This window comes from Niabella insulisoli, from assembly GCF_039652435.2.
GTDB classification, from domain to species: domain Bacteria; phylum Bacteroidota; class Bacteroidia; order Chitinophagales; family Chitinophagaceae; genus Niabella; species Niabella insulamsoli.
Genome location: NZ_CP190246.1, coordinates 3,072,778 through 3,088,762, shown reverse-complemented (window position 1 = coordinate 3,088,762; position 15,985 = coordinate 3,072,778). Strand labels below are relative to the sequence as shown.

At 43.9% G+C, this 15,985-nt stretch carries 13 protein-coding genes; 11 read left to right on the top strand and 2 right to left on the bottom strand.

Annotated elements, in window-relative coordinates:
- Positions 1-158: 158 nt before the first annotated feature.
- The 7 genes from ABDK00_RS12775 to ABDK00_RS12745 all read left to right on the top strand — a co-directional run bounded on the left by ABDK00_RS12775 (position 159) and on the right by ABDK00_RS12745 (position 10,702).
- Complete coding sequence (locus ABDK00_RS12775; protein WP_346237010.1) at positions 159-1,505, top strand: sigma-54 dependent transcriptional regulator; 1,347 nt, start codon at positions 159-161, stop codon at positions 1,503-1,505.
- Positions 1,506-2,185: 680 nt separating this feature from the next.
- Positions 2,186-3,886 carry a potassium-transporting ATPase subunit KdpA gene (gene kdpA, locus ABDK00_RS12770; protein WP_346237011.1) on the top strand — a complete coding sequence of 567 codons (1,701 nt, stop codon included), beginning with the start codon at positions 2,186-2,188 and terminating at the stop codon, positions 3,884-3,886.
- A 10-nt stretch (positions 3,887-3,896) separates the two neighbouring features.
- Positions 3,897-5,939: a potassium-transporting ATPase subunit KdpB gene (gene kdpB / locus ABDK00_RS12765; RefSeq protein ID WP_346237012.1), complete on the top strand. Its 2,043-nt coding sequence runs from the start codon at positions 3,897-3,899 to the stop codon at positions 5,937-5,939.
- A gap of 15 nt (positions 5,940-5,954) precedes the next feature.
- Positions 5,955-6,515, top strand: a complete 561-nt coding sequence (locus tag ABDK00_RS12760; RefSeq protein WP_346237013.1) for a K(+)-transporting ATPase subunit C — start codon at positions 5,955-5,957, stop codon at positions 6,513-6,515.
- Between the two features lie 88 nt (positions 6,516-6,603).
- Complete coding sequence (locus ABDK00_RS12755; RefSeq protein ID WP_346237014.1) at positions 6,604-7,680, top strand: porin; 1,077 nt, start codon at positions 6,604-6,606, stop codon at positions 7,678-7,680.
- A gap of 158 nt (positions 7,681-7,838) precedes the next feature.
- Positions 7,839-8,963, top strand: a complete 1,125-nt coding sequence (locus ABDK00_RS12750; protein ID WP_346237015.1) for a sensor protein KdpD — start codon at positions 7,839-7,841, stop codon at positions 8,961-8,963.
- A gap of 11 nt (positions 8,964-8,974) precedes the next feature.
- The gene (locus ABDK00_RS12745) at positions 8,975-10,702 is read left to right on the top strand and encodes an ATP-binding protein (RefSeq protein ID WP_346237016.1); all 1,728 of its coding nucleotides are present in this window, start codon (positions 8,975-8,977) and stop codon (positions 10,700-10,702) included.
- Positions 10,703-11,377: 675 nt separating this feature from the next.
- Here ABDK00_RS12745 and ABDK00_RS12740 read toward each other — a convergent pair.
- Positions 11,378-11,914, bottom strand: coding sequence for a dihydrofolate reductase family protein (locus ABDK00_RS12740; protein WP_346237017.1), 537 nt, complete (start codon positions 11,912-11,914; stop codon positions 11,378-11,380).
- Positions 11,915-11,980: 66 nt separating this feature from the next.
- A complete protein-coding gene (locus ABDK00_RS12735) occupies positions 11,981-12,763 on the bottom strand; it encodes a helix-turn-helix domain-containing protein (protein WP_346237018.1) in 783 nt (260 codons plus the stop codon).
- 529 nt (positions 12,764-13,292) lie between these two features.
- Here ABDK00_RS12735 and ABDK00_RS12730 point away from each other — a divergent pair.
- From ABDK00_RS12730 to ABDK00_RS12715, 4 genes are all read left to right on the top strand, one after another.
- Positions 13,293-13,817, top strand: coding sequence for a hypothetical protein (locus ABDK00_RS12730; RefSeq protein WP_346237019.1), 525 nt, complete (start codon positions 13,293-13,295; stop codon positions 13,815-13,817).
- A gap of 9 nt (positions 13,818-13,826) precedes the next feature.
- On the top strand, positions 13,827-14,606 hold the full coding sequence (locus ABDK00_RS12725; protein ID WP_346237020.1) for a hypothetical protein: 780 nt from the start codon (positions 13,827-13,829) through the stop codon (positions 14,604-14,606).
- A gap of 7 nt (positions 14,607-14,613) precedes the next feature.
- Positions 14,614-15,291 (top strand): hypothetical protein, encoded by a 678-nt coding sequence (locus ABDK00_RS12720; RefSeq protein WP_346237021.1) that lies wholly within the window; start codon positions 14,614-14,616, stop codon positions 15,289-15,291.
- 72 nt (positions 15,292-15,363) lie between these two features.
- Positions 15,364-15,972 (top strand): hypothetical protein, encoded by a 609-nt coding sequence (locus ABDK00_RS12715; protein ID WP_346237022.1) that lies wholly within the window; start codon positions 15,364-15,366, stop codon positions 15,970-15,972.
- Positions 15,973-15,985: the final 13 nt, after the last annotated feature.

The following is a 15,985-nucleotide window of genomic DNA, read 5'->3' as shown; positions in this document are numbered from 1 at the left end:
AAAAAACTACTTCTTTACAGCCAAAAGTGAATGGCCAGGCTGCTTCTTTATCTACGCGTTACTTAAGGTTCAACCTGCTAAATTTGGCATAATTCATTTCCGGGGAAAATGAAAGACGGGCTAATATTGCATAGATTTGTAGCCTTAAATTTTTTAAGGTGAGTAAAATTTTAGTTGTAGATGATGAAGAAAAAATAAGAACCTTACTTTCCAAAATTATCAGTTTGGAGGGTTTTGACGTGTTGCAGGCAGGTGATGTGAAAAGCTGTTTAAAAAAAATGGAGGCGTCTGAAATCGACGTTATTATTTGTGATGTGAAGCTGCCTGATGGAAGTGGAGTTGAAACAGCTAAAATCATCAAAGAAAAGTATCCGGCCACAGAAATTATTCTACTCACCGCCTACGGCAATATCCCCGACGGAGTGCAGGCCATAAAAAATGGTGCCTTTGACTACATTACCAAGGGCGATGATAATAATAAAATCATTCCACTACTTTACAAAGCAACCGAAAAGGTCATGCTTGCAAAACGAGTGTTGCAATTAGAAAAGCAGTTAGGCAACAAACTTTCTTTTGATAACATTCTTGGCAAATCAAAAATCATCAAGGCAGCCATTGAAGCTGCGAAAAAAGTGGCGGTAACCGAGGCCACTGTTTTGCTTACAGGTGAAACAGGCACCGGTAAAGAAGTATTTGCCCAGGCTATTCATAATGCCAGCAACCGGAGCCGGCAAAGTTTTATTGCTGTAAACTGTTCTGCCTTCAGTAAAGAATTATTGGAAAACGAACTATTTGGGCACCGGGCCGGAGCATTCACAGGGGCGATAAAAGATACCAAAGGCATTTTTGAAGAAGCCGACAACGGTTCTGTTTTTTTAGACGAAATAGGTGAAATGCCCCTGGACTTGCAGGCAAAGCTGTTGCGGGTTTTAGAAATCGGCGAGTTTTTGAAAGTCGGCGATAGCAAAACAACAAAGACCAATGTGCGCATTATTGCTGCTACCAACAGGGATTTACAGAAAGAAGTGGCAGCAGGGAATTTTCGGGAAGATTTGTTTTACCGCGTTGCCGTTTTTCAGATTGTGCTGCCCCCGTTGAGAGAACGAATTATTGACATTGAGGAATTTGCCCTGCATTTTCTGCGCATGTTTAGCAATAAAACCAACAAAAAAATTACAGGCATTTCCGAGGCTTATCTTGAAGCTCTGAAACAGCATTCGTGGAAAGGAAATGTCCGGGAACTGAAAAACGTTATCGAGCGTAGCGTGATTCTCACTGAAGGCAAAGAACTTATCAACGAGAGCCTGCCAGTGGTGTTGCAGCAAGGATATGTTGATCACACAAATAAAAAAACCTTATCTGCTTTCGACCTTGCCAGTGCAGAGAAAAAGCATATTCAAAAAGTTATCAACTACACAAATGGTAATAAAACGGAGGCTGCAAAGCTATTGAACATAGCCCTTACTACCCTTTACCGAAAGCTGGACGATTACAAGATAAAATAACCTGCTCACCACCACTAACTACCTGCGATATCTCAGGAGATGGGACACGAACCGTCCCTCTAAAATGCAAAAAGCAGGCGCATCTTGAAATCACAACAGGCCCCTTTCGCCACCCTTACAATTAAAGTCACCCTTTCAAAATGATAGGATTTACCCTTTCATTTTGATAGGATTTTTCATTTCCGCTTTTTCGTGACATTTCTATAATCGTCAATAAGCCAATAGTTTATAATTAGGTCATGAGATGCTGGAACAGGGATTGTATCACTACTGGCAAATAACATTTTTTGTGCAATGGAGATAAATACTGCTTGGGTATTAAACGTGGCTTTCACTGGCAGCCACGCACAGTAATAAAATCAATATTGGCAATTATGTATAAATCCATAAACGAATCAACTATGACAATCCTTTTAACAGGCACCGGTATAGTGCTTTTTGCACTCTTTTATTCATCACTTAAATTTTTTGAGAAGATATGACCGCATTATTCATTATCGCAATCGGGGTATTCAGCTATATGTGTTATGTACTCGTAAAACCGGAGAAATTTTAGAACAATGAACAAGTTAAAATTTACAGTTCATTATAAAGCAATTCTGCCAGCATTTTTCTACCGCTGGTTCAAGCTATATTTTTTTATTAATCCATGTGCGCGATAAACAACAATCGATATTAACATGAATCCAGAAATTTTCGGCATTATCCTGATGTATGCAACGGTGGTAATGCTTGCGGTACCGCTCGGGCGTTACATAGGCAAAATATTCAGCAATGAAAAAACGTTGTTGGACGGGGTATTCAATCCCCTCGATACACTCTTTTACAAATTAATCGGCGTTGACCCGGCCAGGGAGATGAATTGGAAGCAGCACCTTGCCACGTTGCTCATGATGAATCTTGTTTGGTTTTTATGGTCAATGTTTGTGCTCACCAATATGGGTTGGCTGCCTTTAAACCCCGACAATAATCCGTCCATGCCGGGCGACCTGGCCTTCAACACCGCTGTGAGCTTCATAACCAATACCAACCTTCAACACTATTCGGGCGAAACAGGGTTATCCTATTTTGGACAACTTACGTTAATGCTATGGCAGTTCATTAGCGCAGGTTGCGGCATGGCGATAGCAGCTGTGGTATTTATTGCCATGAAAGAAAGAACCACCGGCAAATTAGGAAATTTCTATTTCCTGTTTGTTCGTTCTTGCACAAGAATCCTTTTTCCTATCGCTTTGGTGGTTGCTTCGTTATTGGCCTTTAATGGTACACCCATGACGCTGGAGGGCAAAGATACCATGACCAGCTTGCAGGGTGACACCGTACAGGTAAGCCGGGGGCCGGTTGCGGCATTTGTCGCTATTAAGCAACTGGGGACAAACGGCGGTGGCTTTTTTGGCCCCAATTCGACACATCCGTTTGAAAACCCCACTTATTTCACCAATATAATAGAAACTGTGTCGATTTTCTTAATCCCAATAGCAATGGTATTTGCACTAGGCTATGTGTTGAAAAGAAGGAAGCTGGCGTGCACAATCTTTGGAGTCATGACGATCGGCTTTTTGTTTTTACTAATACCCACAATCATCCATGAAATGAACGGTAATCCTGCCATCGCAAAAATAGGCATTGCGCAACCTATGGGCAGTATGGAGGGAAAGGAAGTGAGGTTTGGTTCGGCCGCATCAGCTTATTGGGCTATCAATACTACTGTTACGAGCAATGGTTCTGTAAACGCGATGCACGACAGCCTTACCCCGCTTTCAGGGATGACCACTTTATTGGGAATGATGATCAACTGCTTTTATGGAGGTGTGGGTGTAGGATTTCTGAATTTCTACATATTCATCATTCTGGCAGTATTCATTAGCGGCTTAATGGTGGGCAGAACGCCCGAGTTTTTGGGTAGGAAAATAGAAGCCAGGGAAATGAAAATAGCAATGATCATTGCATTGCTGCACCCTTTCCTGATCCTTTCGGGCACAGCCATAGCCAGCTATTTATATGTGCAGGATCCCGAAGCCTGTGCCGGATGGCTCAACAATCCAGGGTATCACGGATTCAGCGAAATGCTGTATGAATTCACCTCGTCAAGTGCCAATAATGGAAGCGGCTTTGAAGGCCTGGGCGATAACACGCCATTCTGGAACATTGCCTGCGGCTTCGTAATGTTAATGGCAAGATATTTACCTATCATCGGGCCGGTAGCCATTGCAGGCAACCTCGCGGCCAAGAAATACATTCCCGAAAGTGCAGGTACTTTAAAGACAGATACGGCGACTTTCGGATTAATGGTGTTTGCCGTGATTGCTATAGTAGCTGCAATGGCCTTCTTTCCTGCTTTGGTATTAGGCCCGATTTCAGAATATTTTTCAATTAATTAATTAGACTAGTATGATTCCAAATTCAAATACTAAACTTTTTCAGCCGGCTTTGATAAAAGAAGCGCTGAAGCAAGCATTCGTCAAACTAAGCCCTGCGAAAATGTTCCGTAATCCTGTGATGTTCACAGTATGGATAGGCACGTTGGTAATGGCAGGTGTATGTATATGGATTGCCGCCGGGGAGCAAACCCAGGGAAGCCTTTTATATAATGCGATAGTAACTATAGTTCTTTTCAAAACATTGCTGTTTGCCAATTTTGCAGAAGCTATTGCCGAAGCAAGGGGCAAGGCCCAGACAGACAGCCTGCGTAAGACAAGGGAAGAAACGCCGGCCAAATGGATACAAGCCGTGGGAGCTATGTATGTGAACGAGATAAAAATTGTTCCGTCATCACAACTTAAAAAAGGCGATATTTTTCTTTGTGAAGCAGGCGATATTATTCCGTCAGATGGAGAAATTATAGAAGGCCTGGCAACTATTGATGAAAGCGCCATTACGGGTGAGAGTGCGCCCGTCATCCGGGAAGCAGGCGGCGATAAAAGCAGTGTAACAGGCGGTACAAAAGTATTGTCTGATAAAATAAAAGTGAAAGTTACCACCGAAGCGGGCGAAAGTTTTTTAGACAAGATGATTACATTGGTAGAAGGCGCAAGCCGTCAGAAAACACCTAATGAAATTGCATTGACCATTTTACTGGCGGGCTTCACACTGGTTTTTATTATTGTTACGGTTACCTTAAAACCCTTTGGAGATTATGCGCAGACGCCTATTACCGTAGCCGCATTTATTTCCCTATTTGTTTGTTTAATCCCTACTACCATTGGCGGGCTGCTTTCTGCCATCGGAATTGCAGGGATGGACAGGGCATTGCGGGCAAATGTGGTTACTAAAAGCGGCAGAGCGGTTGAAACCGCAGGAGATATAGATGTATTGCTGCTGGATAAAACAGGAACGATCACTATTGGCAACCGAAAAGCGACCCATTTCTACCCCGCCCATGGCGTGAATGAAAAGCATTTTATAAAAGCCGTCGTTTTAAGTTCAATGGCAGATGAAACCCCAGAGGGAAAATCTATTATAGAATTAGCGGGCGTTGACCCGCTGAGCTACCATATACAAAATCCGCAGTTCATAAAATTTACGGCCGAATCAAGAAGTTCGGGAATTGACTATGAGCAGGTGAAAATCAGGAAAGGAGCTACTGATGCTATCCGCAATCTCGTAGAGAAAGCAGGCAATACCTTTCCAATGGAAACGGCTGAACAGGTAAAGGAAATATCAAGCAATGGCGGGACGCCCTTGGTTGTTTCTGAAAACGAAAAAGTACTGGGTGTGGTTGAGTTGCAGGATATCATCAAAACGGGCATCGGGGAACGTTTTGAACGGTTGCGCAAAATGGGCATTAAAACCGTAATGGTTACGGGCGATAATCCTCTGACTGCAAAATACATTGCCGAAAAAGCAGGTGTGGATGATTTTATTAGCGAAGCAAAGCCAGAAGATAAAATGCATTACATCCGTAAGGAACAAACAGCAGGCAGGCTGGTAGCGATGATGGGCGATGGTACGAACGATGCGCCTGCGTTGGCTCAGGCCGATGTAGGCGTGGCCATGAACAGTGGCACGCAGGCAGCCAAAGAAGCCGGCAACATGGTGGATTTGGACAACGATCCCACGAAGCTGATCGAAGTGGTGGAAATCGGAAAGCAGCTTTTAATGACAAGGGGCACTCTGACCACATTCAGTATTGCCAACGATGTTGCGAAATACTTTGCAATCGTCCCCGCCTTGTTCATTGCTTCAATCCCAGCTTTGCAGCGTTTGAACATTATGAACCTGCACTCACCTGAAAGTGCCATTCTTTCTGCGGTCATCTTCAATGCAATAATCATCCCGCTTTTAATTCCATTGGCGTTGAAAGGGGCAGCCTATAAACCGATTGGCGCAAGCGCCTTGCTAAGAAGAAACCTCTTCATCTATGGTTTGGGTGGTGTGCTTGTTCCCTTCATCGGGATAAAACTAATTGACATTTTGGTTTCCTTATTCATTTAAAAAAAGTGAGAGACAATGAAAGAAAATATACTTCCTGCGATAAGGCTTACAATCGTTTGCTTAATGTTTTTTTCAGGCGTGTACACTCTGATTATACTGGGCGTTGCCCAACTGGCGCCCAATAAAGGCAGGGGCGAGGTGGTTGTTGATAATGGCAAAATGTATTATACCTATATCGGGCAACGGTTCACGGATGATAAATACTTTTATTCCCGCCCCTCTGCGGTGAATTACAATGCAGCTGGTGCAGGCGGCAGCAACAAGGGGGCTTCCAACCCTGATTACTTAGCCGAAGTACAGGCAAGAGTGGATACTTTTTTAGTTCACAATCCGGGCGTGAAGAAAGCAGATGTGCCTTCTGATTTGGTAACGGCAAGTGGCAGCGGACTTGACCCGCATATTTCCGTAGAGGCTGCTAACACACAGGTAAGCCGTATTGCAAAAAGCCGGCGCATAGCCGAAGGCCATATTCAGCAGCTCATCCTTTCGCATACGGAGAAGCCATTGTTGGGATTGTTCGGAACAGCAAGAGTGAATGTCCTTACATTAAATATAGCATTAGACAATTTAAAATAGAAAGGGCGAAATGAACTTGTGCTATTTTTTTAGGTAACAGGGGAAGGCATACCAACTCTGGCCGTAAACAAAAATAATTATTAGACAGATGGAAAAGATAATAGCAGCATCATTGATGTTGTTTGTAACCGACGCATTTGCTCAACCAGACAGCGCTAAGCCGCCATTGACTTTTAGCGGATATATCGAAGGGTATTATTCTTATGATTTTGGTAACCCTACGGACCATAACCGCCCCGCTTTTGCTTATTCATTCAACAGGCATAACGAAGTAAATCTGAATTTGGGTTTTCTAAAGGCGACCTATCAAACGGATATTGTGAGGGCAAACCTCGCGTTGGCGACCGGAACTTATATGAATGCCAATTTAGCAGCCGAGCCGGGCGTATTGAAAAACATCTATGAGGCTAATGCGGGGGTGAAAATTTCAAAAACAAAAGATCTGTGGATAGAAGCAGGTGTCTTTGCCTCACATATCGGTTTTGAAAGTGCGGTAGGTAAAGACTGCTGGAATTTGACCCGAAGTATGTTGGCGGAAAATTCACCTTATTATGAAAGCGGTGCAAAAATTTCATACACTACGGGTAACGGCCATTGGTTTTTAAGTGGATTGATATTAAACGGATGGCAGCGCATACAACGTGTGGAAGGTAACAATACACCAGCATTTGGGCATCAGCTTACCTATACGCCCCACTCAAAAATCACTATCAACAGTAGTTCTTTTGTTGGCAGCGACAAGCCCGACAGCACAAGGCAAATGCGCTATTTTCATAACTTTTATGGGCAGTTTCAAATTCACGAAAAGCTGGCCCTGATCGCAGGTTTTGATATAGGTGCGGAGCAAAAAGCCAAAGGAAGCGGCGATTATAATACCTGGTATGCTTCGGTTGTTGGGGCAAAATATGCGCCAGTGAACAGAATAAGCATCGCCGCCAGAGGGGAATATTACAACGACATAAACGGTGTGATTATATCAACAGGGACATCAAATGGTTTTCAAACCTGGGGCTATTCAGTAAACGCCGATTACCTCATTAGAGAGAACGTTTTGTGGCGCATTGAAGGGCGCGGTTTTTCTTCAAAGGATAACATATTCCTTAAAGATGGCGATCCTATAAACAACAATATTTTTGTAACGACTTCATTGGCCGTATCATTTTAAGCATACATGCGACGTTTTATTTCACCTACTCCTTATTATTTTAATTTTACATCTAACAACTTTAGGAAACCGCGAACTGAAAGCCTGAGCAGGAAAGATTCATGCTTAATAAAGGAAAGCAATTATTTGGTTGGAGAAACTAATGACCTGTCAACCGTATGGGGGAAACAAGAAAATCAGCAGAAGAATTTCTCAACCTGATCAAAAAATCGAGGCGGGGAAAATTTAAGGTGTATATCGGTATGAGTGCTGGTGTGGGTAAAACTTACCGCATGTTGCAGGATGCGCATGCCCTGCTGAGAAGTGGTGTCGACGTAAAGATAGGGTATATTGAAACCCATAAGCGGGTGGAAACCCATTTGTTGCTGGAGGGCTTGCCAGTTGTGCCACTTCGAAGGCTTTTTTATAAAGGAAAGGAGTTGGAAGAGCTGGATGTTCAAATGGTTATAAATTTACGTCCGGAAGTGGTTATAATAGATGAACTGGCACATACCAATATCGAAGGCAGTAAAAATGAAAAACGCTGGCAGGATGTTCTGGAAATATTAGACGCGGGTATCAACGTGATTAGCGCCGTAAACATTCAGCATATCGAAAGCCTGAATGATGATATCCGCGAGATTACGGGTATAGAAGTAAGAGAGCGCATTCCGGACAGCATGCTGGCCCAGGCAGACGAGGTGGTTAATATCGACCTTACCGCTGATGAGCTAATTGCGAGGCTGTGGGAAGGAAAGATATATGAGCGGGCAAAAATTGACACGGCATTGAAGCATTTTTTCAAAAGTGAAAACATCCTACAATTAAGGGAACTGGCTTTAAAGGAAGTTGCTTCACAGGTAGAACGGAAAGTAGAAATAGAGGTTACCCCACTCAATCCCGTAAAGCGGGAACGGTTTTTAGCGTGTATTAGTTCTAATGAAAAAACGGCTAGGAACGTGATTCGAAAAACAGCACGGCTCGCCAATTATTACAACAGTAAATGGTATGTGATGTATGTGCAAACTCCCAAAGAAAATCCAGATAAAATTGCCTTAGACAAACAAAGGCACCTTATGAACAACTTCAAGTTAGCAACAGAGTTGGGAGCGGAAATCATCAAGGTAAAAGACAATAATATCCCTAAAGCCATTATCGGTCAATGCGGGGAGCGGAAGATTACGACTATCTGTATTGGTAAACCACATTTAAACTCAATACGTGTGATTTTGGCTACCAGGATGTTCAATGAACTATTAAAAAAGCTGTCGGCAAATGATATTGATCTTGTTATATTGAGCTAAAGAAAAAAGCGATGAAAATAAAAGCAAAACTTACGTTTGGGATTGGCCTTTTGTTTGCCATGATTGCGTTGCTTACTATCATCAGCGCCACTAATATTTACAAGCTATCGAATGAAGCGAAAAACATTTTGGCGGATAATTATAAGTCCATCGACTATTGCCGACTGATGATCAATGCTTTGAATAGTGGTATTTCCGATTCGTTGGCCCAAAACTCTTTTCGGGAGAATCTTCATAAACAACAGCTGAATGTAACCGAAACAGGCGAAAAAGAGTTGACGCTGAAAATCGCCTCAGATTATTTTATTTTGTTACAGTCTCCTCAGGATACGGGCCGGCTTAAGGACGTTCAGAAGAGTATTACTGATATCATGCTGCTCAATATGCAATCCATCCAACGCAAAAACGAGCTGGCTGGAGCAACAGCTGAAACCGCCATTTTTTGGATTACTGCATCCGGAACAATTTGTTTTCTAATAGCCTTTACGCTGTTAATCAACCTTCCTTCTAACATTGCCAATCCTATTAAAGAGCTTACCGCGAGTATAAAACAGATTGCCGCCCAGAATTATACGCAAAGAGTATATTTTGAGCAGCACGACGAGTTTGGTGAGTTGGCATCAGCATTCAACACAATGGCTCAAAAGTTAAAGGAGTATAGCAGCAGCAACCTGGCAAAACTAATGGTGGAAAAAAAACGGATAGAAACGCTTATCAATAACATGAGCAACCCCGTAATTGGCCTCGATGAGGAGCAGGTCGTGTTGTTCATGAATGATGTCGCCCTGAAAATAACGGGTGTACAAAAGGAAGAAGCCATTAGTAAGCCCATTCTCGAGCTTGCTCGGGAAAACGATTTAATAAAAACATTGGTACAGGATTTATCGGAAAGTCAACCTGATAAAATAAAATCCCCGCCTATAAAAATATATGCGGACCACAAGGAAAGCTATTTTGAAAAAGAAATTATCCCCATTAAGATTGTTCCGACAGGAGATAAGCAGGAGAAGCAAATTGGTAATGTCGTGCTGCTCAAAAACGTCACTCCTTACAAGGAAAAGGAATTTGCTAAAACCAATTTCATTGCCACCGTGTCCCATGAACTGAGGACGCCTATATCCTCCATAAAAATGAGCTTGCAGTTGCTGGAGCATGAACAGGTGGGCTTGCTAAATACAGAACAACAAAGCCTAGTGGAAAGCATTAAAGAAGATGCAGGAAGATTGTTAAAAATTACAGGAGAATTGCTGAATATGACCCAGGTAGAAAGCGGAACAATTCAGATAAATGTCTTGCCAGCAGATGTACACGACATTGTGGAATATGCTGTCAGTGCTACCAAATCAGCCGCCGAAGAAAAGCAAATCAAAGTTGAAATAAAAGCACCCGAGTATCTACCGAAAGTACTTGCCGACAGTGAGAAGACAGCTTGGGTTTTGACCAACCTGCTTTCTAATGCTGTTCGCTATTCTTACGATAATACAATAATATATATTGATATAATCGCAGAAAGCCATGAAGTGAAAGTTGCTGTAACTGATACAGGACAGGGGATTTCGTCACAATACATAGACAAAATATTTGATCGCTATTTCCGTATACCCGGCACAAAAAAGGAAGGTACCGGGTTAGGATTGAGCATCAGTAAAGAATTTATTGAAGCGCAAGGTGGTCGTATTGATGTTAAAAGTGATTTGGGTACGGGTAGTACATTTTCTTTTGCGCTAAATGTTGCGTAAAAACCAGAGGAAAATGGGCGCAGTTGCCATACTATAAGTGCTCCGCCACTTTCCCTCTTTTATTTTTGGCATAAGGTGTTTCTTAACTGAAACAATAGGGCAAAACTACAGCCGCCAACGGCCCTTTAGCGCAGTCGTTGGGGCTTTTTAGAAATTTTTAGCAAATGCGGAAATGCAGAGGCTCGAAAGTAGATGTGGTCAAAACGCGCTGCCGGTAAGGATTTGGGGCCATCGTGTAAATATTAGCCTACCTCATTGTGACAAAATTTTTTGTTACACTTTAAAAACGTAACAAAAAAAATGTTACAAATTTGTGACAGCGTTGAAATTTTTTTTCAAAAATGTAACAAACCAAAAGTACACGTTATTACCAGCATGAAGATCTTAACCTGTCTTTGTGAAAGCGATAAAAATATTCTATAGGAATTTACAAAGTCTCCGGCTCGCCGGGATTTCTCAGGCGGCTTCAAAAATCTGGCAACCGGTACGACTACATATCAAGAGGGTAGAAGAGCGCGGGTGTATATAGGAATGACGGGGAGGTTTCAGATTTGCTTTTTAAAACCTTCCCGTCCTATCTTTTAATGGTAATTAATCTGATACGGGCTACAAACTAATTCATCCAAATTATATTGTTGGGTTGGCTTTAAAGCCGCGCCTGTCTGCATCGCAGCGCTATTTCTTGTCGAGGCTGTAGCGGAGGGAAACGAGGCCCGTGTCATAAGTCTTACTTTCAAGCAAGGTCAGGCTAATGCTTCGATCGTATTTTCGAAACAGCGACTTGCCATCGCCCAATAAGATCGGGTGTACGGACATCCAAATTTCATCCACGAGGCCTTCTTTCATAAATGCATCAGTAAGGGCCGCACCACCATACAGCCAAATGTCTTTTCCTGGTTGAGCTTTAATCGATCGTGCGGCTTCGATACTGTCCTTCGAAATGAGCGTTGCACCCTCCCCTGCGGATTGAAGCGTCCTCGAGAATACGTATTCCTTCATTTTTTGCATTCCCGGTACCATTTCAACATGGTTGTCAACAGCGGACTGTTGTTTAATTTCGTAGCTTTTTCGCCCTATAAAAATGGCGTCAATTCTTGAGAAAAATTCCGCCAGGCCATAGTCCTGATCCGTAAAGCACCAGTCGTACTCCCCATGGGGTCCCTCAATGTAGCCGTCTAATGTAACAGCTAATCCTAAAATTAGTCTTCGCATAAATTTTCTTTTTTGATGCCTCAAAATTGCGTCATTGGCTGTTTAAAAAATTGTACAGAACGGACATCAGCATAAAATATGCGGAGCTGACGCCACTTCGCCCGGCGTATAGCCTGTGAATACTTTGTATTCGCGGTTAAAATGCGATTGATCATAATAACCGCTATCGTAGCCTATTTCGGTAAGGGAAACTGCCGGATATTTTTTTAAATGGGCCAGCGACCGGATAAATCTTGACACCCTTATATACGCTTGCGGCGAAAGACCCACGCATTGTTGAAAGCGTCGTGAAAGATGGCGCTGGCTGAGACCGGTAGCCGCTGTTAAGGCCTGCACGGTTATCGATCCATCACATAGGGCAATCTGGTTTAGGCAATAGGTTACTTGCCTGTCTTCCTTTTCTATAACCAGTTTTTGAAGCAGGTATTGTTGCAGCATAGCCACCCTGGCCTGATTGGTTGCAGCCATGGCTAACCGGTCTTCCAGTTCGGCCACCATACCCGGCCATAAATGCGACAAAGGCACAACCACATCAGATAATTCCTGCATTTTTGGTTTGAAAAAATAATGAGCCATTCCCGGTAAAAAGCAAACGGCCAGGCAGCCGGCGCCTTTTCGCATGCGCACGTCAACTGCCCGGCTCATCCTTGAGGTAACGATACTGTTGACATATAGCCTGTCCTCAATCAGTGCCACAGGGGGGCTTGTGTAACTTAAAAATAACTCTACACAAGCATCAGGCAGCACGCGAACCGGACGAAGGTCAGCGTCTTGGTCGCAGTCCATAGTACAGATCATGCTGATAAATGGCTGCAAACTCGGCAATATTTCATAAAGCTGTAGGTTCACCGTTCAAAATTAAGCGATAGCGTGAATTATCGATCCGGCAACGGGTAAACTACATCGATAAACATCAATGGTGCAACAATTGCTCGCCTAAAAATTAATTTTATATAGGGATCATTGCTGAAAATGTCATAGCCATCGATTTACTAGGTCCTCATTGAAGGCCTTAAAGAAGCTGCTCCCGGTAGCCTAAAACCACAGCGCTCTTAGGCCCTGGCTTATGGGTGCTTTTTTTGAATGGCGCTTTAAAATGATTTCGGGTTGAAACCCTATGCCCGAAAGTGGTTTTTACCGTCGGCTATGCTATGTCCGGCGCTTTTCTAACAAATCGGTTGTAGCATTTTGCTTCGGTTACAATTGAGCCTGTTACAATTTTCGTTGAAATTGTAATAACAATTGAAGCACTTAAGCCAGCATCGGGAGGCTCTTATTTACCTCAACATCCCCTAAATTAGGGATGGGCATTTTTGCCGGTTTCCATTTTTGCCCTTGAAGAAGATTTATCTTAGTAGTTCAATAAAATCTTCTCGCTATGCCTTCACCAAGTATCGATATCAGCGATATCAACCATCATTTATATCCTCAACGAACTTTTGATGTAGACCTCGATGTAGACGGCAGCCTGGATACAAATATGTCGGGCGGTTTTGACGCAAAGCATTCGGGCAGCCTGCAAACGATCATGAGCGGAGCATTGGCTACCGATAATAAACTCAAACTTACCGGCGATGCCAAAGAACCCGTCGCAACCGACAGCAAAATTGAAATCCTCAACCTGCCGCGATTCACCTTGCAGGACATCAAGGATATGCAGAAACTGCGGGTTCATATTCCCCACTATTCCAATATTTGTTTTAAGCTGATGGGCGTCGAACTGTTTAGCATTTGCATGAACGGCGAAGGGCAGGTTATTACCGAGCCTTATGTGCCCACGGCTGCTGAGCGCTGCGAAGATGATTGCTGCAGCCCCGATACCCGGCCATTCCCTGACAATAAAAATCCGCGCACCGCTCCGCCTCCTGAAAAATCCGCTGCTACATCGAATCAAAAAAAATAAAATTTTTTTATGCGCACCGTAACACCCACATCCCATTTTGATCAATTGCAGGTAGCGGATGAAGAAGTCATTCTCAATGGGCCTCCCTCCAACCTGAAAGGGCAGATTGTGCTGAACAACGATACTGACGAGCGGCTCCGTGTAAAAGCGCTTCCCATTCAGCCGCCTACCAAAGGGCTCACCTCAAGCGCCGGCGATCAGCCTTTCTTAAATATTCCGCTGCGAATCGGCTCGAAAGAAAAGCGGGCGACGACGGTTTTTCACCAGGTCAACCCGCATACGCCGCCCGGCATCTACGAAAGTATTTTACACGCCGGTGGTAAAAAAAGAAAACTAAAACTAGTCGTTCAGCCATCGGTAAAAATAGATATCCAGCCCCGGCAGTTAACTTTTCAGGGTACCGCGCCTCAAACCAAACACACGGCGTTGATAACCCTGAGCAACACAGGCAATATGCCGTTCCAGGTTCCGGAGGTTAAACATGTGACCACATTGGACATGGACTATCTGTGCAGGGCTAGTTCGCTGGCCATCAAAAGCAAGGCTGCCACCGACGGCTATGCCGCGTTTATGGATGAAGTCACGCGCCATGTGCACAGCAGCCTCACCGAGGCGCTTAAAGCAACCATTAAAGAAAGCGGTATGGTGCTACAGCCTGGTGAAGTGAAAGTGATACAGCTCAGCCTCGTGTTACCAAAGAATACCGATGGTTCCCGCGACTATGCAGGGGGTATCCGGATCTGGAACCAAGTCATCAGCTATAGCATCAAATCCTTCATAGAAAAATGAAAATTTTATGGAACGCAACAATACGGCAACCGGCAATTTGCAACAAATGATTACTGATAATTTTCAGCAGCTGACAGGGGCGTCGCTGGCGTCTTTTAAACCCCTGCTCGATACCATGCTGGACAACCTGACGGTGTTGAGCCGCCCTTTTGTAAATGAGGAAGGTGCCCCCAAGTTTACAATTCCTCAATTGAAGTTGGGGGCTTCGGATGATTGCTGTGCGCCTCAGGAAACATGTCCGCCCCATTGCATTGCCTCTATTACAACAAATGCTATGGCCGGCGAAAGAGTGATGGTGCCGTTTACCATAAAAAATAATTGTAGCGTTGTCAAAACTTACAGGGTTGGCGTGCGCGAATTGCAGGACAGGGATGGCCAGCTGGCTACAATGCAACCTTATCTCAACAAAAACTCGGTAGTGCTGCAGCCGGGCGCCAGTGAAAGGGTTGTCATGAGCATTGATCTGGCGAATGCCTCCGCAGGAAAAACCTATACGACAGAAATTGTAATAAGGGAAAAAGCCTATAATCAGAATATTTGCTTTACGCTTAACCTCGTGGACGATGGAGGCACAATCGTTTATCCGCAGGACGAAAAAAAATACAGCCGCCGCTGGCAAAGCTGGAAAAGCCATTTTTATTGTGAGCCTAAAAAAGCCGCTACCGTTGCCGGTAGGGAGGGGTAGTCTGCGGCACACCAACTTCAAAGAAGCGGCAGCAGCGTGCTGCTTCATATATTCATTTTAAAAATCAGCCGCATGAGCGAAACCAATACGCCTCTGCAAAAAGACATTGAAGACCTCGTGAACAAAACGATCGAGGCGAATAAAATATTTTTTAATGAAAGTGCCAGGCTACTGAAACAAATGGCTTCCGATCCCGGCAGCACAAAGACCATCCCTGTTTTCAACAATGATTTTTTATCTAAAGCGATGAATGCATATGCGAGTTTAAGTGTGCGGCATTTAAAAAATATGATCGACCTCGGCCTGTCTTTAACGCGCCAGGCCAGTAGTTCGACCGAACCGGATCAGCCGGAGGATACGGCGCCGGCTTTTATCCTGAAAGGCGCATGTGTTGCGGGCGCGGCTGTGCAGTTACAATTTGTTATTGACAATGATAAAAAAGAAATGGCCACCTGCGAACTGGTGCATACCGATTTTCTTTTGCAGCCCGGCGCCTCCGTGAAAGGGGCGTTTACAACAGTTTTTACACCCCGGTCTTTTGAGCTGCAGCCCGGTGGTTCGCAGGCTATCGTCATCGACATACAAACTGCCAAACGCTCAGTGCCGGGATTATACAGCAGTCGGGTGCAGGTAAAAGGGTTTGAGCCCGCTTTCTTCTCCATAGAACTTACCATCAATTGATTCATTTTCAAAT